The following is a 21,233-nucleotide window of genomic DNA, read 5'->3' on the forward strand; positions in this document are numbered from 1 at the left end:
TTGGCCACCGAGGCGACACCCTACGTCAGACAGCAACGCCTGACTTTGTGGAGCGACATGAGGCTGAGGCCTGTGGCACCTGTCAGCATGGCTTGACGGCTGGGATGATCAAGGCGGTGGAGAGGCGTCAGGTTTATGACATACCGGTGCCGCGTCTGGAGGTCACAGAGCATCAGGCAGCGATTTATTGTTGTGGCCATTGCCGAGCCACGACGACAGCCACCTTTCCCGATGGCGTGAATGCACACGTGCAATACGGTAAGCGCATTCGGGCGGCGGCGGTCTACTGCAATGTTCAGCAGCTGATCCCCGAGGATCGGGTCTGCCAACTCCTGCGTGATTTGTTTGGTGCCACCAGCCTATGCGCGGCCAGCGTGACCAACTGGGTGAACGGCACAGCGCGTACCTTGGGTGGCGTCGTCGAACACATTCTGGCCCGGCTCAATGAAGGCGGCGTTCGGCATCTGGATGAGACCGGACTTCGTGTTGCTGGTAAGCTGCACTGGCTGCACTCAATCAGCGATCTCGCCTTCACGCATTATCGCATCAGCGCCAAGCGCGGTGCTGTTCCATCCTTCCTGACCGGCGGGACAATTGTTCATGACCACTGGAAGTCCTATTACGCCCATATGAGTGGGGTGGACGCGCACGCCCTGTGCGGGGCGCATCATTTACGGGAACTCAAGGCCATCGAAGAAATCGAAAAGGAGCCGTGGGCGTGCGCGATGAGCGTGCTGCTCAACAGCGCCAATCAGCTCAAGTGCGCGGCTCAGGGGCGAGGCGAGACCGAACTCCCCACGTCGGTTCACCACGGCATCCTCACCAAATACATGGCGATCCTCACCGAGGGCCTCGCCTTCCATGAGCGACAAGACCCACTGGCTAGACGCACTGGTGCGCGAGGCCGAAAAGCCAGGCGGCCAGGCCATAACCTTCTGGTCCGCTTGCGCGACTACCGTGATGACGTCCTAAGGTTCCTTACGGACTTCACAGTTCCCTTCACCAACAATCAGGCCGAACGGGACCTGCGCATGATGAAGTTGCGCATGAAAATCTCGGGAACTTTCCGCACCCTCGAGGGCGCGCAGGTCTTCGCTGACATCAGATCCGTCATCTCGACGGTCAGAAAACACGGGGGCAATATCCTCGAAACACTCACCCTATCACCACAACAGATCATCGCTCGGCTCTAACGTCGCAAGGGCAACACAAAACCCGATATCCGATGGGGTCCTTGGGAGTTACAAAATTAAAACCAAAAAAATGAGTCAGATATTATGGCCACTGGTATCAGTCCCCAAGATCTACTTGATTAGGGGCACAGCACGGGCCAATGTTGCACGAGATTTCCGCATGCGTTGTTGGTCATTTTTTTTAAAGGATTTTGTCGAATGCGTCTGTTTTTGTTGATGTTGCCAATAGCAGCGCTTGGCGCATGTGGCACCCCTCCGCCTCAATCTGAAACACCAATCAGCGCGGTTCCTGCGTCCGCCGTATTCGATCTGCCGATTGACCCCGGCCAGATCCAATGTGACCGCCTGACCAACCCCGCCGCCCTGTCCGCTGCAAGCAACTGGGCCTTGGGCCAAGCACGTGCTGGTGGGTTGTCTGGCAGGGTCGCAGCGGTTCCCGATGCCGCCACGCTGTCAAATAATTTGGCGCGGTATTGCAGCGCCAATGGCAGCGATACCGTGCGTATTGCAGCGTCGCAGCTTGGCCTTTAGGCGCTTTTACGGATCGTTTGATCACGCTGCGCCCAAGTCAGTGCGGCTTGTCCGAACGCTTGAAACAACGGCTTGGATACTGGATCAAGACCAGCCTGCCATTCAGGATGCCACTGCACAGCTAAGGTGAAGCCAATCGCGTCTTTGACGTAGATCGCTTCCGGTGTCGTGTCAGGCGCTGTACCGTCAACGACGATCCGCTCACTAACGTCCAGGATGCCCTGTCCATGCAGTGAATTGGTCATAACTTCACGCCTGCCCCACAAGTGATGGAACGGGCCGCCGTCGGTTAGCGTCACAATATGGCGCATCTCAAATTTCTCATCCAACGTGCCCTCGGGCGGCATGCGGTGATTGTCGCGTCCCGCAATGTCACGAATTTCGGGATGCAACGTGCACCCCATGGCCACCGCGACCTCTTGAAAGCCGCGGCAAATGCCAAGGATAGGCTGGCCACGGTCCACACATTTGCGGATCAGTGGCAGGGTGATCGCGTCACGATTTCGGTCAAACGCCCCATGGGCGTCGGTTTCGGCATGCCCGTATTCGCTAGGATGCACATTCGGGCGACCGCCTGTGAACAAAAAACCGTCACACAGGTCTGCCAGATCATCCACGTCAACGAAATCGGGGTTTGCTGGCACAATCAGTGGCATCCCACCAGACACCAGCGCAATCGCGTCCGCGTTCATCGCGCCCGACGTGAATGCAGGATACTCGTCATGAATAATATCATGATTGCCGATGATGCCAATGACCGGTTTGCGCATAACGAACCCCTTTAGCCGATAACTAGCAAGCGACGCGACAAGATCAAAGCCCCACTGCCGCGCCACGACCGCTAAACACGGCCAGGACCTAGATTTCGGACACCAGATTAGCCGCTTCGATGCCAAAGGCGGCACAAATTGCGTCATTATCGGATGAATCGCCGGTCACACCGACCGCACCGATGACCACGCCGCGTTTGTCACGCACCAGCACACCGCCCGGAACAGGGATCACTTGCCCGCCAAACAGTCCGTTGACCGCGTTCATGAAATACCCTTGGGCTTCGGCGCGCGCCATTTGTGCAGTGCCCGCCATGCCAAGCATGATCGCACCGTAGGCTTTACCCTGCGCAATCGCGAATCTTCCCGGCGCTGCGCCATCTTCGCGTTCAAACGCTTTTACATGGCCGCCCGCATCCAAAACCACAACGCTGAGCGGCTTAAGCTCTAGCTCGTGGCCTTTTTGGATCGCCTTGCGGATCATTGTCCGTGCTCTTGTAATCGAAATTTCTGGCATGTGTCGCTCCGCTGTTGGGGTTAAGAAATGGCCTTAGCTGTTGCGCTGCGCCTTTAGTTCCAGGCGTCGGCGGTGCAACACAGGTTCAGTGTAGCCCGACGGCTGTTCACGCCCACGAAACACCAAATCACAGGCCGCTTGAAACGCAATCCCGTCAAAGTCCGGCGCCATAGGGCGATACGTCGGGTCATCGCCGTTTTGGGCGTCCACAACAGCGGCCATTTTGCGCATGGCCACCAATGTATCGGCTTCGTTGACGATGTCGTGGTGCAGCCAGTTGGCGATATGCTGCGCGGAAATCCGGCAGGTGGCACGGTCTTCCATTAGCGCGAAATTGTTGATGTCAGGGACTTTTGAGCAGCCCACACCCGCATCAATCCAGCGCACCACGTAGCCAAGAATACCTTGGGCGTTGTTTTCAACTTCGCGTTCGATCTGATCTTTGGTCCATGCCTTGTAGGACGCCAGCGGAATATCCAGCAATGCCTGAACATAGGCACGCCGCCCACCCGCTTTCAGCTTGGCCTGTACCGCAAAAACATCGACACGGTGATAATGCAACGCATGCAACGTCGCGGCCGTCGGCGACGGCACCCATGCGCAGTTGGCGCCAGATTTCGGATGGGCAATTTTCTGCTCAATCATCGCGGCCATCGCATCGGGCATCGCCCACATGCCTTTGCCAATCTGTGCCTTGCCAGAAAGTCCGCATTCCAGCCCGATATCGACGTTCTGGTCTTCATAGGCACCAATCCATCCCTTACGCTTGATAAAATCTTTGCGGCTAAAGGGCCCTGCTTCCATTGACGTATGGATCTCATCGCCCGTGCGATCAAGAAAGCCAGTATTAATAAAGGCCACGCGCGATTTTGCGGCGCGGATACAGGCCTTAAGGTTCACCGACGTGCGGCGTTCCTCATCCATAATGCCAATTTTAACAGTGTGTTGCGGCAGGTTGAGCGCTTTTTCCACGTGGGTAAAGATGACGTTGGTGAACGCCACTTCTTCGGGCCCGTGCATCTTGGGTTTCACAACATAAACCGACCCATGCACCGAATTGCCGCTTTCGCGCGCGAGGTCATGCTTGGCGATCAGCGTGGTGATCATCGCATCCATAAGGCCCTCATAGGCCTCGTTGCCGTCACGATCCAAAATTGCGGGATTGGTCATCAGGTGGCCGACATTGCGGATCCACAACAGCGCGCGGCCCTTCAACGTCACAATGCCACCATCCGGTGCCGTGAACGTGCGATCCTCGCTGAGGCGACGGGTCACAGTTTTTCCGCCCTTTTCCAGCTCCGCTTCAAGATCGCCACGCATAAGGCCAAGCCAGTTTGTATAGGCCAGAACTTTGTCTTCAGCGTCGACGCAGGCCACGGAATCTTCGCAATCCATGATCGCTGACACAGCACTCTCAAGGCGCACATCGGCCAGCGTTGCGCGATCATGAGACCCGATCGGGTGGTCCTTTTTGAAGACCAATTCAACGTGCAGTCCGTTGTTTTTCAACATGATCGTTTCAGGCTTATCAGGAGCACCCGTGTAGCCAACAAATTGTTCGGGCATCATCAACAGGTTGCCATCCGTGACAAGCTGACCGTCTGATACCGCGTAGGTTTCTGCATCACCGTGCGACGCGCCTTGGATAGGGAACGCATCGTCAAGAAACACGCGCGTGCGCGCAACAACACGGCTGCCGTGGCCGCGATCATAGCCTTTGCCTTGCGCCAAACGGCCCATGGCATCCGTGCCGTAAAACGCATCATAAAGACTGCACCAACGGGCATTCGCCGCGTTCAGCGCAAACCGCGCATTGGTGATCGGCACAACCAGTTGTGGCCCCGGAATGCTGGCAATTTCCGGATCAACATTGGCCGTATCAATCGTGAAATCATCGCCTTCGGGGATCAGATAACCAATCTTGCGCAAAAACGCCTCGTATCCGGCTTCGTCATGGGCTTGGCCGATGCGCGCACGGTGCCAGTCATCGATCTGGCTCTGCAATTCTTCCCGACGATCAAGCAGGGCTTTGTTTTTTGGTCCAAAGTCATGGATCAGGCTTGAAAAGCCTGCCCAGAACGTATCTGCATCTACACCCGTTTCAGGCAGGGCCTGCGTGTCGATAAAATCTGCAAGTTCCGTGGCCACAGATAGGCCGGCGCGATCCACTCGATTTGTCATATGGTTTATCCTTTGTATGCCACGGTACACAGCGGTTTATTGCGATGTAGGACAGATGCCCGATATTGGCAACATGATGCTCTGACGAAATTGCCGAAACGCGCTTTAAAATTAAGAAAAATAATCAAGATTTCGGCCGATTTGATCTGCAGCGATCAGAACAATAACGCACCTCATCCCACACACGCGCCCATTTCTTACGCCACGCAAACGGACGCCCGCAGGTGACGCATGTTTTTTCGGGCAGATCGGATTTCGCGCGCATTTTCATAACCCTGACATAGTGCGCCCCGCCTTGTAGCCCAGCGCCCGCGCACTTAAGTTTGAATTAAACCAAGCGGAGAAACCCATGACAGACGCGGCCCCCCAGACAATTTACCTCAAGGACTATCGCCCGTTCGGGTATTATCTGGACGACGTGCACCTGACATTTCGACTGGCAGCATCAGCGACGCGGGTGGTTAGCCGAATTTCAGTGCGCCCGAATGTGGATTTCCCCGGTGAATTTTTTCTGCACGGGCAAGATGTGAAACTGATTTGGGCAAAGATTGACGGGGCTGACGTGACCCCTGTTGTGAGCGCCGATGGTTTGACCTGCGATGCCCCAGACGGCCCCTTCGTGTGGGAGGCGGAGGTTGAAATTTCGCCCGCCACCAACACCGCACTTGAAGGGTTGTACATGTCCAATGGAGTGTATTGCACCCAATGTGAGGCCGAAGGATTTCGCAAAATAACCTTCTACCCCGACCGCCCCGACGTCATGAGCGTGTTTTGCGTGCGCATTGAAGGCGAACTGCCCGTCTTGCTGTCCAACGGCAACCCGACAAGCCACGGCGATGGGTGGGCAGAATGGCTCGATCCATGGCCAAAACCCGCCTACCTGTTTGCGCTTGTTGCTGGCGATTTGGTTGCCCACTCGGACGGGTTCACCACGATGTCCGGTAAAGACGTCGCGCTGAACATCTACGTGCGCCCCGGCCCTGACGAAGCCAAATGCGCCTTCGGGATGGGTGCGCTCAAGCGGTCAATGAAATGGGACGAAGACGTCTACGGTCGCGAATACGACTTGGACATTTTCAATATTGTCGCTGTGGATGATTTCAACATGGGCGCGATGGAAAACAAGGGTCTGAATATTTTCAATTCCAGCTGTGTCCTTGCATCACCGGAAACCAGCACGGATTCTAATTTCGAACGCATCGAAGCCATCATCGCCCATGAATACTTCCACAATTGGACCGGCAACCGCATTACCTGCCGAGATTGGTTTCAGCTGTGTCTCAAAGAGGGTCTGACGGTGTTTCGTGACCAGCAATATACCGGCGATCAGGGCAGTCATGCGGTTAAACGGATCGAGGACGCGATCACCCTTCGGTCGCGCCAATTTCGCGAAGACAACGGGCCACTCGCGCATCCGGTGCGCCCCGAAAGCTTTATTGAGATCAATAACTTCTACACGATCACGGTATATGAAAAAGGCGCTGAGTTGATTGGCATGCTCAAACGGTTGGTGGGCGATGACGCCTACCGCAAAGCGCTGGATCTATATTTCACCCGCCACGACGGGGACGCAGCCACGATTGAGGATTGGTTGCAGGTGTTTGAAGACACGACAGGGCGCGACCTGACCCAGTTCAAACGCTGGTATTCGCAGGCTGGCACCCCGCGTGTGACCGTCACTGATGACTTTAAGGACGGCGTCTATGCGCTTCATTTTGAACAACAAACGCCGCCCACACCGGGTCAAGACAGCAAGTCAGCGCAGGTCATTCCGATTGCCGTCGGGTTGCTGTCGCAGGACGGCACCGAGGTGCAGCCGACAACCGTGCTAGAAATGACTGCCACCACACAAAGTTTTGCGTTCAACGGATTGGCGGAAAAACCCGTCCCGTCACTCCTGCGGGATTTTTCCGCGCCCGTAATTTTGCAACGCGACCAAACCAACGTTGAGCGCGCATTTCTGATGACCCATGACACCGATCCATTTAACAAATGGGACGCAGGCGACGCGCTGGCCAAAGACGTGTTGACGAAATCGATCACAGAAAACACAGCGCCCGATGCAGCCTATCTTGATGGGATCACGGCAATTTTACGAAATGACGCGCTCGATCCTGCGTTCCGCGCATTGTGTCTTTCCCTGCCGTCCGAAGACGATATGGCAAAGGCCTTGCATGACGCGGGCACGGTGCCGGATCCGCTGGCGATCCACCACGCGATTGAGGCGCTAAAGCTTACGACGGCGCAGCATGTGCAAGATATTCTACCGCGTATTCAGGCCGATATGATCGTTGATGGCCCCTATTCGCCCGATGCCAAAAATGCTGGGAAACGCAGCCTCGCCAATTCGGTTCTGGGTCTGTTGTCGCGGCTGGACGATGGTGCAGCGGCGGCCAAACAATACGCAGATGCCGACAACATGACCATGCAACTGGCAGGATTGGCAGCGTTGTTGCGGATCAGCAAAGGCGAGGATCAGAGTGCGGCGTTCCGCGATCAGTGGCGCGCGGATCGGTTGGTCATGGATAAGTGGTTTGGTCTGACTGTGTCACTGGCGGCACCCGATCTGGCGGCTGATACCGCCTTACGACTGACGCAAGAGCCTGATTTTGATATGAAAAATCCAAACCGTTTCCGCGCAGTTTTTGGGGCACTGGCAGGCCATTCAGCAGGGTTTCACGCGCCGTCCGGCGTGTCATATCGCCTGCTTGGCGATTGGCTCGCCAAGCTTGACGCGATCAACCCCCAGACCACAGCACGCATGACAACGGCGTTCGAAACTTGGCGGCGCTATGATGTGGGCCGACAGGATCAGATGCGCGATGTGCTCGAAACATTGGCGAAAACGGCAGGTCTTTCGCGTGACACTGGCGAAATGGTTGGGCGTATGCTGGGAAATCACGCTTAATGATGTATCAAACCACGCGTGCGAGAACGTTGACCAAAAGAACCCATGACATGCCCTTCATTTTCGCCCTTGTGGCTGCCATTGCTCCTGCAATTTATTGCGCCAATCGCGCCCGCAATATCCGCGATGTTGTTGGGAGTTTGGCAGACATGGCCGATGCTGCAGACATCGCCCGCGCGATTCGGGTCAGATGATATATCGACACGAACGATGCGGGCGGCGATGGGCCGTGGTGCTAGCAATTTTGGCCGTTTGGGTTTGCGTTTTTTTGGCGTGGTTGGTCTTTAGCGTCGCGTGGGGGATTGCGGCGATCTTATTGGCCTTCACCCTGCCCGCACTGTGGGATGTCATCCGCGACAATCGCGCTTGGGTTGAGGTGTGGCCAAATAGGATCGTCTGGGCGTCTGCCCTGCGTGGTGGTGATCGCAGCGACATCGACCACGTGCGCATTGACCGGCGTTTTGATGGCGGCATGAAGATCACGCTGGTGCATGTGGGTGGGGCGCATACACGGCTGCCACCTGACATCGCGCCACCCGTTGATGTGTTTCAAACAGCGCTCAAGGACGCGGGGATTGTCGCACAGCGGCACCCGTTCTCCCCGTTCTAAGGGGCTGAACTGTCGTTCATTGTGGATAGGGTCGCCTGCACCGATGGGCGGGCTTGCGGGCGGATCGAAGACCGCGACACGCAATAATCTTGCCTGCGCGTCCACGCCGCCATTTCCGCGATCTTGCTGCGGTTTGTCATTGGTCCCCAGTCCGCCGCTACACCGCGCCAACGAATGTCGCGCACGGCGATGGCATTGTCGCGCGGCACGGTCACGTTCATTATTCGGATCGCACAACTTAGGTTGTCTTCGGGGTCTTTGAGCGCCTCACCTGTCGTTGCATGACAGCCGTAGCGCCGCGCGGTGTCGGGGTAAATCTGCATAAGACCAAACCACAAATTGCCCCCCCCAACGGCCGTCGGGCGATAGGTGCTTTCGTGTTTCACAAGTGCCGACATCATCCCAACCCAAAACGCACGGCGCAGATGGGGTGGGTTTTCCGTATAGGCCGGACACCAGTTCGCGATATCGCGCGGCACAGTGTCTTGCAAATCACGACCGTGGCTGCGCAGCGCAGACAGCGCGGCGCGGGTCCAACTGTCTGAATCGTCGCGAAAATCCCAGCGTGCGTCAGGAATATAACTGATCCGGGCCACGGGCCGCATCGTTGGATCTTGCAAAATCATGACTGGATAACGGACCATGTAATCCGGGCGCACAGGCGGACGGAATACAACCAACGCCGAGCGCGCACTTTGTGTGCGCAGTTCAACCGCATCAAGACGGCTTAGGGGGCGTGTCTGCGTCTCGGGTCCGCCAACAGGCCATTCGGCTAGTGTAGCAGTTCCCAACATGATCGCAAGAATCCCCCCCCAGGAGAGTTCTGATAACAAACATCGCCAAAACAAATACGCGTTGGTTCAACTATTGCAACAAATCTGTGCAATGTCAGCGCTTCGCGGGCTCTTTTCCGCCAGCCACACCAGATATAGCGTCCCAGCAGACCCAAACCGCTATGCCACCGCTGCAAGCCATCTTGCAGCTGGGCCAATGAGCGCCTATTCAAGCGGAAATACCGACCACACATCCAGATGCGGAGCGCGATATGCTTGACCTCACCTATGAGACCCCGAAAGTAAAAACCATTGCCGGAGCGACCGGCGATTGGGAACTTGTGATCGGTCTGGAAGTCCACGCGCAGGTCGCGACAAAAGCCAAACTGTTTTCGGGCGCATCAACGCAATTTGGTGCTGAACCCAACAGCAATGTCGCCTTCGTGGATGCGGGCATGCCGGGCATGTTGCCGGTGATCAACGAAGAATGTGTGGCCTACGCGGTGAAAACCGGCCTTGGCCTAAAGGCGCAGATCAATCTCAACAGCGCGTTTGATCGCAAAAATTACTTCTACCCTGACCTGCCGCAGGGCTATCAGATTTCGCAGCTGTACCATCCCATCGTTGGCACTGGCGAAGTGCTGGTTGAAATGGGGACGGGGATCGCTGGAGAAAAGCCGACCGCACGCAACGTGCGCATCGAACGCATCCACCTTGAACAAGACGCGGGCAAATCCATTCATGATATGGATCCCGCGATGTCGTTCGTCGACCTCAACCGCACAGGCGTCGCTTTGATGGAAATCGTCAGCTTTCCCGACATCCGTGGCCCCGAAGAAGCCGCGGCCTATGTGGTAAAGCTGCGCCAGATATTGCGCTACCTCAGCACCTGCGACGGCAACATGCAAAACGGCAACCTGCGCGCGGATGTGAACGTGTCAGTCTGTCGTCCCGGTGATTACGAAAAGTTCCAAGCCTCCGGTGATTTCGGTGATCTTGGGACGCGCTGTGAGATCAAGAACATGAACTCAATGCGGTTCATCCAGCTGGCCATTGATTTTGAAGCCCGCCGTCAGATCGCGATCCTCGAAGACGGTGGCAAAATCATTCAGGAAACGCGCCTGTATGATGCCGACAAGAACGAAACCCGTTCCATGCGATCCAAAGAAGAAGCGCATGATTATCGCTATTTCCCCGACCCCGATCTGCTGCCTCTCGAAATCGAGCAGGCATGGGTCGATGACATTGCAGCGTCCCTGCCTGAACTTCCCGATGCCAAAAAGGCGCGGTTCATCAAGGATTTTGGGCTTTCTGATTACGACGCATCGGTCTTGACCGCCGACGTCGACAGCGCGGGCTACTTTGAGGCCGTCGCACAGGGCAGTGACGGCAAGCTTGCGGCGAACTGGGTCATCAACGAATTGTTTGGTCGCCTCAAGAAAGACGACAAGGATATTTCCGACAGCCCGATTTCTGCGGCGCGATTGGGTCAGATCGTGGCGCTGATTAAATCCGATAAAATCAGCGGCAAAATCGCCAAAGACGTGTTTGAAATCGCCTACACTTCAGACCGTGATCCGGTCGAGATCGTGAAGACCGAGGGCATGGAACAGGTCACGGACACGGGCGCTATCGAGGTGGCTGTGGACAAAATTATCGCCGCCAACCCCGATCAGGTTGCCAAAGCAAAAGAGAACCCGAAACTTGCGGGCTGGTTTGTCGGCCAGGTAATGAAAGCCACCGGCGGCAAGGCCAATCCCGCGGCGGTCAACAAACTCGTGAGCGACAAGTTGAAATAGGCTTCGGCCTAGGCGTAAAATAGATATGAGGGTCGCATCGACGCCGTCCACCATTTGTGGTGTGGCGAAAAATTCTTTGTTTCTTGGCGTTGTAGGGCGTTGTTGCTACAAACACCCAATTAAGACACTGCGCAGTTGAGGGCCATTATGACATATTTTGAGTATAAAGTTGTTCCAGCGCCGAGACGCGGGCTTAAGGGCAAGGGGATCAAAGGCACGCCAGCGCGCTTTGCCAATGCGCTCCAATTGGTGATGAATGTCCTTGGGGCGCAGGGCTGGGAATACCAGCGCACTGACACCCTTCCCGTTGAAGAGCGCGTCGGTTTAACGAAAAAATCAACGTCGTTTCAAAACATGTTGGTGTTTCGCCGTACTTTAGAAATTGAGCAAGCTGATGCGCCCAAAGTGGCCGCATTGATCGAAGATCAGACCTCGGTGATTGAAGCCCCAGTCGCGGCAAAGCCGGAGCCGGACACTGAATTAGAAGACATCGCCGCACAAGCGCTGGATCACGGTTCAACATCTGAAGAGCCAAATGTTGAAACCATGGAAGTAATTGACGCGCCGGTTTCATTGGCCAAAGAAGATCGTGTGAGCGAAACTATTACAGCACCTTTCGCATTCCCGTGGGACAAGCGGCGCACAGGGGCGCAGGCCCCCAAAATCGACGACAGCAGTGCGCGTTCTGAACAATCACGCCTCTCAGGAAAATGCCTGTCAGGAAATCTGCAGCGACAGCGCGTGGATGCGTCCGATGATGTCCGGCCCGAGGGCTGTGTGAACCGCGCGATGTTTGGCAATACGCGACTGACCAGCAAACGTTTCAGACTCAATTTCGACCCGCCAATGGCTTTGACCGGACCCATCATCACCCGCGTGACCGGCGTGTTTGTGGCTTTCGTTGATGACTGCCAGAGACGTGGGCGCAAATGCCGCGTCTAAAGCAGTGCGAATTTCGGTGTCTAGCCCCATTATTTTCTCCTCTGCCTCTTCAATCCTCGCTCATATCTTCTATGGTCTAACGTCCGAGTCGGAAAGGTGTAGCAATGTCAAAAGATGATCCCTTTGGGTTTAATATGTCGGTTTCGGCCAGCAAAAAGAAGAACCCGCGCGGGCGGCGCGGCATGTCCGGTGCATCCGAGACATCAAACCGTGTGTGCGAAAAACCTGACTGCAAGGAGGCGGGCCAATATCGTGCGCCCAAGAACCCTGACGTGCTCGATGATTTCTATTGGTTCTGCAAAGACCACGTGCGCGAATATAATCTTGGCTGGAACTTCTTTGATGGAACCACCGAGGCCGAATTCAGGGCGCAGCAGGACAAGGATCGTGTTTGGGAACGTCAAACCAAGCCGATGAAAAAGTCCGACGAACAACGCGCTTGGGCGCGACTGGGTGTGGATGATCCACATCAGGTGTTGGGCCAGAACGCGACCCAGAATCCGGGTAAGTCCATCACCGGATCGACGCGCAAGCTGCCTGCAACAGAACGCAAAGCCATCGATATTTTGGAAGCAAAAGATCACTGGGCCAAGCCGGAAATCCGCAAGGCCTACAAAAAGCTGATCAAAGTCTTGCACCCTGACATGAACGGCGGCGATCGTTCACAAGAAGAACAATTGGCCGAAGTCGTTTGGGCATGGGACCAGATCAAATCCAGCCGCCACTTCAGAACCTGATTTAGCTAAATCGCCCCCGTAGTCGCATTCTTAGGCTATCGGGGTGGTCTGGTTGGCTCATCCGCGAGGGCGTGAAGATTGTATCACGTTCGCTTTGATAGATGCCCAACAGCACGTGGGCACCCAACAGATTAAACACCCATAACATAGCCAGCAGTGGCGCCCCCATCAGGGTTACGACCACGATAAACGGGCCAAACATTGTGCCATAAAATGGCAGACCCAATGTCCCACCGATTAGCGCGCCAATAAAAGTCACCCAGATTGCACCCGCCACCGCGCGCACAGCACCTGCCTGCCCCGGTTTTCCCATCCGATCACCAGACAAAAACAGCGCGATCATCCCACCAAGCCCAGATGCGATGACTATCCAAGCTTGATACAAACTAAATTCTCCGAAGAATACCGCATGATCCAGATGCAAAACGGCGAGGAACCCAAGCCCTGCGCTGCATGCGCCGACCAGCGCAAACGCCAACACACGGGCGCGTTCCCCTTCTGTCAGCAATAATCTTTTGCGCAGTGTTGGTCGCATAAAACCTCCGATTGATTTGGGATGCATATGCTGGAACTTTGGGGCGGGCGTAAGGCACCGGGTTCGCATAGTGGAAAATGTTTGTTTCGCATAAGGGGACAGTCAACGCAGGATGCAGCCAAAAGCCGTCACAGTGGGGCAGATAACGTCGCAAAAAAATGCCGACGCAATGCAACACCAATGCCCGCCTCATAACCCAATACCCAAAATAAAAAACCCCTCGTCTCAGATGTGCTGAGAGAGGAGTATCAGGCGCGGGCAGTCGCCGCCCGCGAAGGTCTTGTTCAGTGGGTTTTATGCCGCGCGGAACACCAAGCTGACACCGTTCAAACAATGGCGCAGACCTGTTGGGGCGGGGCCATCATCGAAAATGTGTCCCAAGTGGCTGCCACAACGATCACAGTGACATTCAGTGCGCGACGAAAAGAATGTGTCGTCAGCTTTGGTCTGGATCGCGTTTGGCAGGACATCAAAGAACGACGGCCATCCGGTGCGGCTGTCGAATTTATGCTCAGAAGAATAGAGCGCTTGATCGCAGCCACGGCAGTGGTAAATGCCCGCCGCGTAATTCTTATCCAATGGCGATGACCCCGACCGTTCGGTACCTTCCTCACGCATCACGTTGTATTGGGTGTCGTTCAGAAGGGCGCGCCACTGCGCTGTCGTCCGCGTGATCTCAAATGGGCCATCGGCTGCGGCAACGCGGGTAGCGCCAAACGCGGCAGCGGCGAGGGCGATTATCGAAAAGGTCCGACGATTCATGACAAACTCCTGATTGTTCGGGAATGTTATAAAACGTGCGCTGTGCCTCTGGGACAGAATATGACACAGCGCACGCAGATGTGACCGAAGGCTCCTCATGAGATGGGCTGTTGCCCTCGGCCGTTCGTCCGATCTTAGAAGTCAAACTTACTGCTTGGGCAGCATCACACGATCGATGTCGTGGATCACACCGTTGGACTGATCGACGTCTGCGATTGTAACAGTCGCCATTTTCGTCCGTCAACGTGATGGCGTCGCCAGACATTTCTGCCATCAACGTACAGCCGCCAAGTGTTGCAACTGGGTGCGCGCCGCTGTCTGCTGCGATCTTGCCACCGATTGCGTCCGCAAACACTTCAGCGCCGACAACGTGGCAGGTCAGGATCGTGGCCAGTCGCGCCTTGTTCTCGTCCATCATCAGAGCGCTTAGTGTCTCGTCGGTTATCAGGCCAAATGCGTCGTCCGTTGGAGCAAACACAGTGAACGGGCCCGGGCCGGACAATGTATCAACGAGGCCAGCCTGCGTAACAGCCGCCACAAGTTTTGTGTGGATCGGGGAGTTTACTGCATTCTCGATGACGTTCTTTTCAGCCAGCATTTCTGCGCCACCCACTATTGGGTTGGATGCGTGCGCGTCGGCGAATGCCATACCAGCGGTTAGTCTAAGTGCGGCAGCGGTTGCGATCCTGATGCCAAAAGCAACGCATCATATGAAAGGAAAGTTTCAGGACATTTCACAGGCTCATAGCGACGGCAAAAGCGCGTGACTTACAGCGTGGTAATTTCGCCCGCAGCAAGGACGGCACCGGTCGGCGCGCCTGTCGGCGATCCGCCAGCAGGTTCGTCCGAGATTGCAAGCGTCGCGCCAACCATTTTAATCCGAAGGCTTTCGGGGATAATAATTTCATTGATGGTTTCATCCGTCGCCAGAATGCCCAACGACAAGGGCGCCGCGTCGCCAGCAATGATCCACAGCTCTAATGATCGACCTTGCGCGCGGGCCCCGATTTGGCGTTCGACGAACAATTGGCCGCTGTCCTCAACGTAGGCCGCAGCAACCACGAGGCCATTGTCTTGTGCGACCACGCGGGCCACGGATGTCGGCGTCACAGCGTCTGGCTGCATATAACTACCAAATTGCAACGCCACCAATAGGGTCAACGCCGCGGCACCCGCACACAGAAAGGCGGGCACAATCCCGAGATTTTACCAAATGCGCTTCGGGCTTTCGGGGTAGGCATCTGCTTTGATTTTTTTGAACACACCTTTGGGCGGCGCGACCAGCGCAATACCGTCGGTCAAGGTGCTGAAATGGATATCGCAATTTTCCACCAAATCCACAAAGGTCTGATCAATGCGCACGCGGCGCGTCGCCTGCGCCAACTCATCCCCTGTCAGCAGCCCGCGACTCAATTCCGCAGCGAGCACATCGTCGCGCTGAATGTCGTCTTCTGGGTTGATACCCTCGTCGCTCATTTACTCAAACAGTCTTTCAAACTTATCAGGCTGCGTCGCAGCCATGTTCGCATTATATTTAGCGGTACGCCAAAACGCGCCGCAAGGTCAGCATACGTTTCCCCGTCCAGATAGGCACCGCGCACTACTGCTGCACGGTCCGGGTTGAGTTCATCCAGACACCCGTTGATCTGTGCACGTTCCGATACGGCGATTGCGAGGCCTTCGGGCCCTAGTCCCGGTCTGCAATTTCTGGCGCGTCCTCAAGCGGACTGCTGGGTCAATTTTTTCGCAATCGATCGATTGAACGGTTGCGCGCGATGGTCGCCAGCCAACTGATCGGGCTGGCTTTGCCAGTCGCGAACGTTCTCGCCCCGCCTTGCCATAACCGCAGTTAGACTTCCTGCAAAACCTCCTCTGCTGCGGCCCGGTCTTTCAAGACACGCAAAATAATGCTGAATAGTTTCGCCGAGGTTGTCGCATAAAGCGACTCGAACGCACTTCGATCATTCAGCGCGACCCTATGGATCATGTCTGCGATGTCTTGTCGCGTCGTGATGTCGGGGCGGTCCTCAATGCATCGAAGCCTTGATATAACGCTCTATGAACACAAGACAACGAATGTCCCCTTCCCCTTGCGGCGCATCGCTATATGTTGCATCCCGAAGCCCACAGCAATTGCGCAAATTTTGATAAGCAGAGGCACCCATATGGCCGACGGAAATCTTGACCCGATGATGAAACCAACCGAAGAAATTTCGGTCCGTGAGGTGTTCGGCATCGACTCGGACATGAAGGTCAAGGCCTTCCCAAAGGGCGCCAGCGACCGTGTGCCTGTGGTTGATCCAACCTATAAATTTGATCCAGACACTACGTTGGCGATTTTGGCGGGCTATGGTTACAACCGCCGCGTCATGGTGCAAGGCTATCACGGCACCGGTAAATCGACGCACATCGAACAGGTCGGCGCGCGGCTGAACTGGCCGACGGTGCGGGTGAACCTAGATTCGCATATCAGCCGTATCGACCTGATCGGCAAAGACGCGATCAAACTGCGCGACGGTGTTCAGGTTACGGAATTCCACGAAGGAATTTTGCCGTGGGCATTGCGCAATCCCGTCGCGATTGTGTTTGACGAATACGACGCGGGACGTGCCGACGTTATGTTCGTTATCCAGCGTGTCCTTGAGGCAGATGGCAAACTGACGCTGATGGACCAGAACGAAATCATCGAACCCAACCCCTATTTCCGCCTGTTCGCTACAGCAAACACTGTTGGCTTGGGTGACACGACGGGTCTTTATCACGGCACGCAGCAGATCAACCAAGCGCAGATGGACCGTTGGTCACTGGTCGCGACGTTGAACTACTTGTCCCACGACGCGGAAACGCAGATCGTGCTATCAAAAGCGCCGACTTATAACAGTGACAAAGACCGTAAGATTATTTCGCAAATGGTCACGGTTGCCGATCTGACCCGCACCGCGTTCATGAACGGTGATCTGTCCACGGTAATGTCGCCACGGACCGTCATGGCATGGGCTGAAAACGCGCGTATTTTTCAGGATGTGGGCTATGCGTTTCGCCTGTCGTTCCTTAACAAATGCGACGAATTGGAGCGCCAGACGGTGGCCGAATTCTACCAGCGTTGTTTTGATGAAGAACTGCCTGAGAGTGCGGCAAGCCTGAGCTTGGGATGACGGCGTGCTCATCCCTCCCGAATGGTCGGTCTTCGCTAAAATTTGCGACGACACCCATCGGGGTGGATGTGACCGTGGAAAGTGAGCAATGAATAAACCATCCGACAACCCAGCTGATCCGTTCAAAAAAGCTCTCGCTGAGGCCACGAAGGTCATGGCGAACGATCCTGAACTGTCTGTGACGTTCACTGTGGACCCCCCTGGGGCCACGGCGGAAACCGTGCGTTTGCCGCAGGTCAGCCGCCGTATGACGCGCGATGAGGTGTTGATCGCGCGTGGCACAGCGGACGCATTCGCTCTGCGTCACAAATTCCACGACGCCAAAGTGTCCGCCAGATACATGCCACAAGGCCAGATGGCGCAGGATCTTTATACCGCGATGGAACACGCGCGGGTCGAAGCCGTCGGTGCGCGCCACATGCCCGGCACGGCAGGCAATATTGACGCCAAGATCGGTAATGAAGCGATCCGCAAGGGCTACGATCAAATCCGCGAAGCGGCCGAGGCCCCTCTGGCAACAGCTGCGGGCTATCTAATCCGCCACCTCGCCACAGGGCGCGATTTGCCCAAAGGGGCTGCCAACGTCATGGACTTGTGGCGCGGGTTTATCGAAGAAAACGCCGGCGGCACCCTTGAGGGTTTGCAAGACACACTAGAAGATCAAGCGGCCTTCGCCAAATTCGCACGCCAGATCATTTCGGACATGGGCTTTGGCGATCAATTGGGCGATGACCCTGACGACATCGGCGACGAGGAAGACGAAGCCAACTCTGGCGATGAGGACGAAAACGAGCCCGACTCCACCGGCCAAGACGACGGTGATGAAGACGAAACCGAAGGCACGCCCGAACAAAGCCAAGAAGAACAACAGGACGCCGCCGAAGCACAAGTGTCGATGGATGACAGCGCCGAATCCGAGATGGCTGAAGAAGCCGACATGCCCGAGGGCGAGGCACCGATGGAACCGCCTGCGCCGCAGCCGATCTCGGACGCGGACCCAAATTATGTCTCATATTCCACAGATCATGACGAAGAAATCGGTGCCGAAGATTTGGCCGAACCGGCCGAATTGGAACGCCTGCGCGCCTATCTTGATCAGCAATTGGAACCCCTAAAAGGGGCCGTGTCGCGGCTGGCAAACAAATTGCAGCGCCGCCTTCAGGCACAGCAAAACCGAAGCTGGTCGTTTGACCAAGAAGAGGGCATTTTGGATGCGGGCCGCCTCGCGCGGATTGTGGCAAACCCGACTACGCCCCTGTCGTTCAAAGTCGAACAGGACACCGAATTTCGCGACACCTGCGTGACTTTGTTGCTGGATAATTCCGGATCCATGCGCGGCCGCCCGATTTCGATTGCCGCGATTTGCGCCGATGTTTTGGCGCGCACGTTGGAACGCTGTCAGGTGAAGGTCGAAATTCTTGGCTTTACCACGAAAGCTTGGAAAGGCGGGCTGAGCCGCGAAGAATGGCTGACCGAAGGTCGCCCGCAACAGCCCGGTCGTCTGAATGATTTGCGCCACATTATCTACAAACGCGCCGACGCACCGTGGCGTCGCAGTCGCGACAATTTGGGCCTGATGATGAAAGAAGGCTTGCTGAAAGAAAACATCGACGGGGAGGCGCTTGAATGGGCGCATCGGCGCATGGTTTCAAGACCAGAAGCGCGCAAAGTTTTGATGGTGATCAGTGATGGCGCCCCGGTCGACGATTCGACTTTGTCCGTTAACCCCGCGAATTATCTGGAAAAACACCTGCGCGATGTGATTGCTATGGTCGAGAAACGCAAAGCAATTGAACTCATCGCAATCGGCATCGGCCACGATGTAACGCGCTATTATGACAAGGCCGTCACCATCACCGATGTGGAACAATTGGCTGGCGCAATGACAGAACAGCTGGCCGGATTGTTTGAACCAGACCCACGCAAACGGGCGCGGGCACTTGGAATGCGCAAGTCGGGTTAAACGCTGCGCGAGCTGGGAATTTATCAACCAAAAAAGCGAGGACGCGCGCATGTTTCAGACATTTGAAGTGACATCATCGCCAGAAACGGGGCCCGCTCGGCTGGCCGCGCTGCGCGCCGAATTGGTAGCACAAAAGGTTGACGGCTTTATCGTCCCGCGCGCGGACCGGTTTCAGGGCGAATATGTGGCACCATGCGATGACCGTCTGGCGTGGTTGACGGGTTTCACCGGATCGGCGGGCTTTGCCTGTGTGCTGGCTGATGTGGCGGGCGTGTTCATTGACGGGCGCTACCGCATGCAAGTGCGCAGCCAAGTGGCAGACGTGTTCAGCCCCGTTCATTGGCCAGACGTACAATTGGCAGATTGGTTGAAAGACCAAAGCGGCGTTATAAGACTGGCGTTTGATCCCTGGCTGCACACGATGGCGCAAATCGAAGCCTTGGAAAAGGCATTGCACGGCACGGACGTTGTGTTGGTCCCGATGCAAAACTTGGTCGATGCGATTTGGTCGGATCGCCCTGCCCCGCCTCTTGCGCCGTTTAACGACTATTCCGACGATATGGCAGGTGAAACATCCCAAAGCAAACGTGCACGTTTGGCTGATGAATTGCGCGACGCGGGGCAAGCGGCAGCCCTGATCACATCGCCTGACTCTGTGGCGTGGTTGCTCAACATTCGCGGTACCGACATTGCACGCAACCCCGTTCCGCACGCAATGGCACTGCTTCAGGACAACGGCAACGTTGCGCTCTTTTGTGAGACGTCACAGGCAGCAGATCTGAGGTTAGACAACGGTGTGACAGTTGTCGCCGCGGGCCAGATGCTGGGGTCGCTTGTCGCGATGACAGCCCCCATCAGACTTGACCATGATCGCACACCATTTGCGATCCATCAGGCCTTGGCGCACGACAAAACCGTTGCGGGACAAGACCCCTGTGTGCTTCCAAAAGCCCGCAAAACAGATGCCGAAATCAAGGGTGCCCGCGAAGCACACCTGCGGGACGGCGCGGCGATGGTGCGGTTTCTTGCTTGGCTGGACGAAGAGGCCCCGAAAGGCGCCCTAACTGAAATCGACGTTGTGACAGCTCTCGAAGGGTTTAGGCGCGATACCAATGCGTTACGCGACATTTCGTTCGAAACCATCTGCGGTGCAGGGCCCCACGGCGCCATCGTACATTACCGCGTAAATGAAGACACCAACCGTCCCGTAAGCCTTGGCGAACTGCTGCTGGTTGATTCTGGCGGGCAGTATCTGGACGGCACCACCGACATCACCCGCACCATTGCAATTGGTAACGTCGGCGAGACCGAAAGGTCCTGCTATACGCGCGTGTTGCAGGGCATGATTGCGATATGCCGCGTGCGGTTTCCCTATTTAAAATCGGGGGGCGTTACGGGATCGGATCTGGATGCATTGGCACGCTATCCACTTTGGCTGGCGGGACTGGATTATGATCACGGCACCGGCCACGGAGTCGGAGCCTACCTTTCAGTGCACGAAGGCCCACAAGGTCTGTCGCGCCGTGCCAAGACCCCACTTGAAGTGGGCATGATCCTGTCTAATGAGCCGGGTTATTACCGCGAAGGGGCGTTCGGCATCCGCATCGAAAACCTGATCGTTGTGACTGCCGCTGACGCGATCGCTGGCGGTGACGCGCGCGACATGCTGGATTTCGAAACACTGACCTTCGTGCCACTAGATCGCCGGCTGATTGATGTAACTTTGCTGTCTGGCGGTGAACACGCTTGGATTGATCGCTATCATTCTGATACACTGCACAAAATCGGCCCGCGTGTGGATGGGGCGGCACTGGACTGGCTGACAGCCGCCTGTGCGCCGCTTTAGCCAATAATCGC

General features: G+C 56.1%; 21 protein-coding genes and 2 pseudogenes. 10 read left to right on the plus strand and 13 right to left on the minus strand.

Features of this window, described 5'->3' with window-relative positions; all coding sequences use genetic code 11:
• Nucleotides 1–14 precede the first annotated feature (14 nt).
• Both tnpC and OA238_RS14030 read left to right on the plus strand, forming a co-directional pair.
• Nucleotides 15–1,193: pseudogene (gene tnpC / locus OA238_RS14025) on the plus strand (IS66 family transposase); the annotation flags it as partial.
• A gap of 198 nt (nt 1,194–1,391) precedes the next feature.
• Nucleotides 1,392–1,724: a hypothetical protein gene (locus OA238_RS14030; RefSeq protein WP_044036865.1), complete on the plus strand. Its 333-nt coding sequence runs from the start codon at nt 1,392–1,394 to the stop codon at nt 1,722–1,724.
• Here OA238_RS14030 and OA238_RS14035 read toward each other — a convergent pair.
• From OA238_RS14035 to OA238_RS30295, 4 genes are all read right to left on the minus strand, one after another.
• Nucleotides 1,721–2,494: a gamma-glutamyl-gamma-aminobutyrate hydrolase family protein gene (locus OA238_RS14035; protein ID WP_015495669.1), complete on the minus strand. Its 774-nt coding sequence runs from the start codon at nt 2,492–2,494 to the stop codon at nt 1,721–1,723. The two genes, OA238_RS14030 and OA238_RS14035, sit on opposite strands and share 4 nt — an antisense overlap.
• 88 nt (nt 2,495–2,582) lie before the next feature.
• Entirely contained in the window at nt 2,583–3,011 is a 429-nt protein-coding gene (locus tag OA238_RS14040; RefSeq protein ID WP_015495670.1) for a GlcG/HbpS family heme-binding protein, read from the minus strand.
• Between the two features lie 33 nt (nt 3,012–3,044).
• Complete coding sequence (locus tag OA238_RS14045; protein WP_015495671.1) at nt 3,045–5,192, minus strand: malate synthase G; 2,148 nt, start codon at nt 5,190–5,192, stop codon at nt 3,045–3,047.
• Nucleotides 5,193–5,316: 124 nt separating this feature from the next.
• Complete coding sequence (locus OA238_RS30295) at nt 5,317–5,457, minus strand: DUF2256 domain-containing protein (RefSeq protein WP_217591586.1); 141 nt, start codon at nt 5,455–5,457, stop codon at nt 5,317–5,319.
• Between the two features lie 84 nt (nt 5,458–5,541).
• Here OA238_RS30295 and pepN point away from each other — a divergent pair, with 84 nt between their 5' ends.
• From pepN to OA238_RS14060, 3 genes are all read left to right on the plus strand, one after another.
• Nucleotides 5,542–8,100: an aminopeptidase N gene (pepN, locus tag OA238_RS14050; RefSeq protein ID WP_015495672.1), complete on the plus strand. Its 2,559-nt coding sequence runs from the start codon at nt 5,542–5,544 to the stop codon at nt 8,098–8,100.
• Nucleotides 8,101–8,150: 50 nt separating this feature from the next.
• Nucleotides 8,151–8,294 (plus strand): hypothetical protein, encoded by a 144-nt coding sequence (locus OA238_RS32855; protein WP_187293051.1) that lies wholly within the window; start codon nt 8,151–8,153, stop codon nt 8,292–8,294.
• 74 nt (nt 8,295–8,368) lie between these two features.
• On the plus strand, nt 8,369–8,710 hold the full coding sequence (locus OA238_RS14060; protein WP_015495673.1) for a hypothetical protein: 342 nt from the start codon (nt 8,369–8,371) through the stop codon (nt 8,708–8,710).
• On the opposite strand, the gene OA238_RS14065 is transcribed toward OA238_RS14060, so the two are convergent.
• Nucleotides 8,707–9,504 carry a transglycosylase SLT domain-containing protein gene (locus OA238_RS14065; protein WP_015495674.1) on the minus strand — a complete coding sequence of 266 codons (798 nt, stop codon included), beginning with the start codon at nt 9,502–9,504 and terminating at the stop codon, nt 8,707–8,709. The two genes, OA238_RS14060 and OA238_RS14065, sit on opposite strands and share 4 nt — an antisense overlap.
• Nucleotides 9,505–9,755: 251 nt before the next feature.
• Here OA238_RS14065 and gatB point away from each other — a divergent pair, with 251 nt between their 5' ends.
• On the plus strand, nt 9,756–11,282 hold the full coding sequence (gatB, locus tag OA238_RS14070) for an Asp-tRNA(Asn)/Glu-tRNA(Gln) amidotransferase subunit GatB (RefSeq protein ID WP_015495675.1): 1,527 nt from the start codon (nt 9,756–9,758) through the stop codon (nt 11,280–11,282).
• A 717-nt stretch (nt 11,283–11,999) separates the two neighbouring features.
• On the opposite strand, the gene OA238_RS30300 is transcribed toward gatB, so the two are convergent.
• Nucleotides 12,000–12,254: a BolA family protein gene (locus tag OA238_RS30300; protein WP_083906885.1), complete on the minus strand. Its 255-nt coding sequence runs from the start codon at nt 12,252–12,254 to the stop codon at nt 12,000–12,002.
• 74 nt (nt 12,255–12,328) lie between these two features.
• On the opposite strand from OA238_RS30300, the gene OA238_RS14080 reads away from it, so the two are divergent.
• The gene (locus OA238_RS14080) at nt 12,329–12,961 is read left to right on the plus strand and encodes a J domain-containing protein (RefSeq protein WP_044036867.1); all 633 of its coding nucleotides are present in this window, start codon (nt 12,329–12,331) and stop codon (nt 12,959–12,961) included.
• 1 nt (nt 12,962) lies between these two features.
• On the opposite strand, the gene OA238_RS14085 is transcribed toward OA238_RS14080, so the two are convergent.
• From OA238_RS14085 to OA238_RS35085, 7 genes and pseudogenes are all read right to left on the minus strand, one after another.
• On the minus strand, nt 12,963–13,496 hold the full coding sequence (locus OA238_RS14085) for a hypothetical protein (RefSeq protein ID WP_187293052.1): 534 nt from the start codon (nt 13,494–13,496) through the stop codon (nt 12,963–12,965).
• Between the two features lie 294 nt (nt 13,497–13,790).
• Nucleotides 13,791–14,258: a peptide-methionine (R)-S-oxide reductase MsrB gene (gene msrB / locus OA238_RS14090; protein ID WP_015495679.1), complete on the minus strand. Its 468-nt coding sequence runs from the start codon at nt 14,256–14,258 to the stop codon at nt 13,791–13,793.
• A 147-nt stretch (nt 14,259–14,405) separates the two neighbouring features.
• Nucleotides 14,406–14,907, minus strand: a pseudogene (locus tag OA238_RS14095) (fasciclin domain-containing protein).
• A 119-nt stretch (nt 14,908–15,026) separates the two neighbouring features.
• Complete coding sequence (locus OA238_RS14100) at nt 15,027–15,452, minus strand: anti-sigma factor domain-containing protein (RefSeq protein ID WP_044036868.1); 426 nt, start codon at nt 15,450–15,452, stop codon at nt 15,027–15,029.
• 12 nt (nt 15,453–15,464) lie between these two features.
• Nucleotides 15,465–15,734 carry a hypothetical protein gene (locus OA238_RS14105; RefSeq protein ID WP_044036869.1) on the minus strand — a complete coding sequence of 90 codons (270 nt, stop codon included), beginning with the start codon at nt 15,732–15,734 and terminating at the stop codon, nt 15,465–15,467.
• Nucleotides 15,731–15,859, minus strand: a complete 129-nt coding sequence (locus tag OA238_RS35080; protein WP_420806462.1) for a hypothetical protein — start codon at nt 15,857–15,859, stop codon at nt 15,731–15,733. The genes OA238_RS14105 and OA238_RS35080 overlap by 4 nt, the downstream gene beginning before the upstream one ends.
• Nucleotides 15,860–15,993: 134 nt before the next feature.
• Nucleotides 15,994–16,107, minus strand: coding sequence for a sigma factor (locus tag OA238_RS35085; protein WP_420806496.1), 114 nt, complete (start codon nt 16,105–16,107; stop codon nt 15,994–15,996).
• A 316-nt stretch (nt 16,108–16,423) separates the two neighbouring features.
• Between OA238_RS35085 and cobS the strand changes: the two genes are divergently transcribed.
• The 3 genes from cobS (at nt 16,424) to OA238_RS14125 (ending at nt 21,222) form a co-directional block, all read left to right on the plus strand.
• A complete protein-coding gene (gene cobS, locus OA238_RS14115) occupies nt 16,424–17,413 on the plus strand; it encodes a cobaltochelatase subunit CobS (RefSeq protein ID WP_044036870.1) in 990 nt (329 codons plus the stop codon).
• An 88-nt stretch (nt 17,414–17,501) separates the two neighbouring features.
• Nucleotides 17,502–19,376 carry a cobaltochelatase subunit CobT gene (cobT, locus tag OA238_RS14120; RefSeq protein ID WP_015495682.1) on the plus strand — a complete coding sequence of 625 codons (1,875 nt, stop codon included), beginning with the start codon at nt 17,502–17,504 and terminating at the stop codon, nt 19,374–19,376.
• Between the two features lie 49 nt (nt 19,377–19,425).
• Nucleotides 19,426–21,222 carry an aminopeptidase P family protein gene (locus OA238_RS14125; RefSeq protein ID WP_015495683.1) on the plus strand — a complete coding sequence of 599 codons (1,797 nt, stop codon included), beginning with the start codon at nt 19,426–19,428 and terminating at the stop codon, nt 21,220–21,222.
• Nucleotides 21,223–21,233: the final 11 nt, after the last annotated feature.

The organism is Octadecabacter arcticus 238 (assembly GCF_000155735.2).
Lineage (GTDB): Bacteria > Pseudomonadota > Alphaproteobacteria > Rhodobacterales > Rhodobacteraceae > Octadecabacter > Octadecabacter arcticus.

Excerpts from the sequence above, each read along its gene's own strand:
- OA238_RS30300 (WP_083906885.1), bottom strand. The coding sequence starts at position 12,254 with ATGGGGCTAGACACCGAAATTCGCACTGCTTTAGACGCGGCATTTGCG.
- OA238_RS14040 (WP_015495670.1), bottom strand. The coding sequence starts at position 3,011 with ATGCCAGAAATTTCGATTACAAGAGCACGGACAATGATCCGCAAGGCG.
- pepN (WP_015495672.1), top strand. The coding sequence starts at position 5,542 with ATGACAGACGCGGCCCCCCAGACAATTTACCTCAAGGACTATCGCCCG.
- OA238_RS14125 (WP_015495683.1), top strand. The coding sequence starts at position 19,426 with ATGTTTCAGACATTTGAAGTGACATCATCGCCAGAAACGGGGCCCGCT.
- cobS (WP_044036870.1), top strand. The coding sequence starts at position 16,424 with ATGGCCGACGGAAATCTTGACCCGATGATGAAACCAACCGAAGAAATT.
- gatB (WP_015495675.1), top strand. The coding sequence starts at position 9,756 with ATGCTTGACCTCACCTATGAGACCCCGAAAGTAAAAACCATTGCCGGA.
- OA238_RS14035 (WP_015495669.1), bottom strand. The coding sequence starts at position 2,494 with ATGCGCAAACCGGTCATTGGCATCATCGGCAATCATGATATTATTCAT.
- OA238_RS14065 (WP_015495674.1), bottom strand. The coding sequence starts at position 9,504 with ATGTTGGGAACTGCTACACTAGCCGAATGGCCTGTTGGCGGACCCGAG.
- OA238_RS14080 (WP_044036867.1), top strand. The coding sequence starts at position 12,329 with ATGTCAAAAGATGATCCCTTTGGGTTTAATATGTCGGTTTCGGCCAGC.
- OA238_RS30295 (WP_217591586.1), bottom strand. The coding sequence starts at position 5,457 with ATGCGCGCGAAATCCGATCTGCCCGAAAAAACATGCGTCACCTGCGGG.
- msrB (WP_015495679.1), bottom strand. The coding sequence starts at position 14,258 with ATGAATCGTCGGACCTTTTCGATAATCGCCCTCGCCGCTGCCGCGTTT.
- OA238_RS14045 (WP_015495671.1), bottom strand. The coding sequence starts at position 5,192 with ATGACAAATCGAGTGGATCGCGCCGGCCTATCTGTGGCCACGGAACTT.
- OA238_RS32855 (WP_187293051.1), top strand. The coding sequence starts at position 8,151 with ATGCCCTTCATTTTCGCCCTTGTGGCTGCCATTGCTCCTGCAATTTAT.
- cobT (WP_015495682.1), top strand. The coding sequence starts at position 17,502 with ATGAATAAACCATCCGACAACCCAGCTGATCCGTTCAAAAAAGCTCTC.
- OA238_RS14085 (WP_187293052.1), bottom strand. The coding sequence starts at position 13,496 with ATGCGACCAACACTGCGCAAAAGATTATTGCTGACAGAAGGGGAACGC.
- OA238_RS14030 (WP_044036865.1), top strand. The coding sequence starts at position 1,392 with ATGCGTCTGTTTTTGTTGATGTTGCCAATAGCAGCGCTTGGCGCATGT.
- OA238_RS14105 (WP_044036869.1), bottom strand. The coding sequence starts at position 15,734 with ATGAGCGACGAGGGTATCAACCCAGAAGACGACATTCAGCGCGACGAT.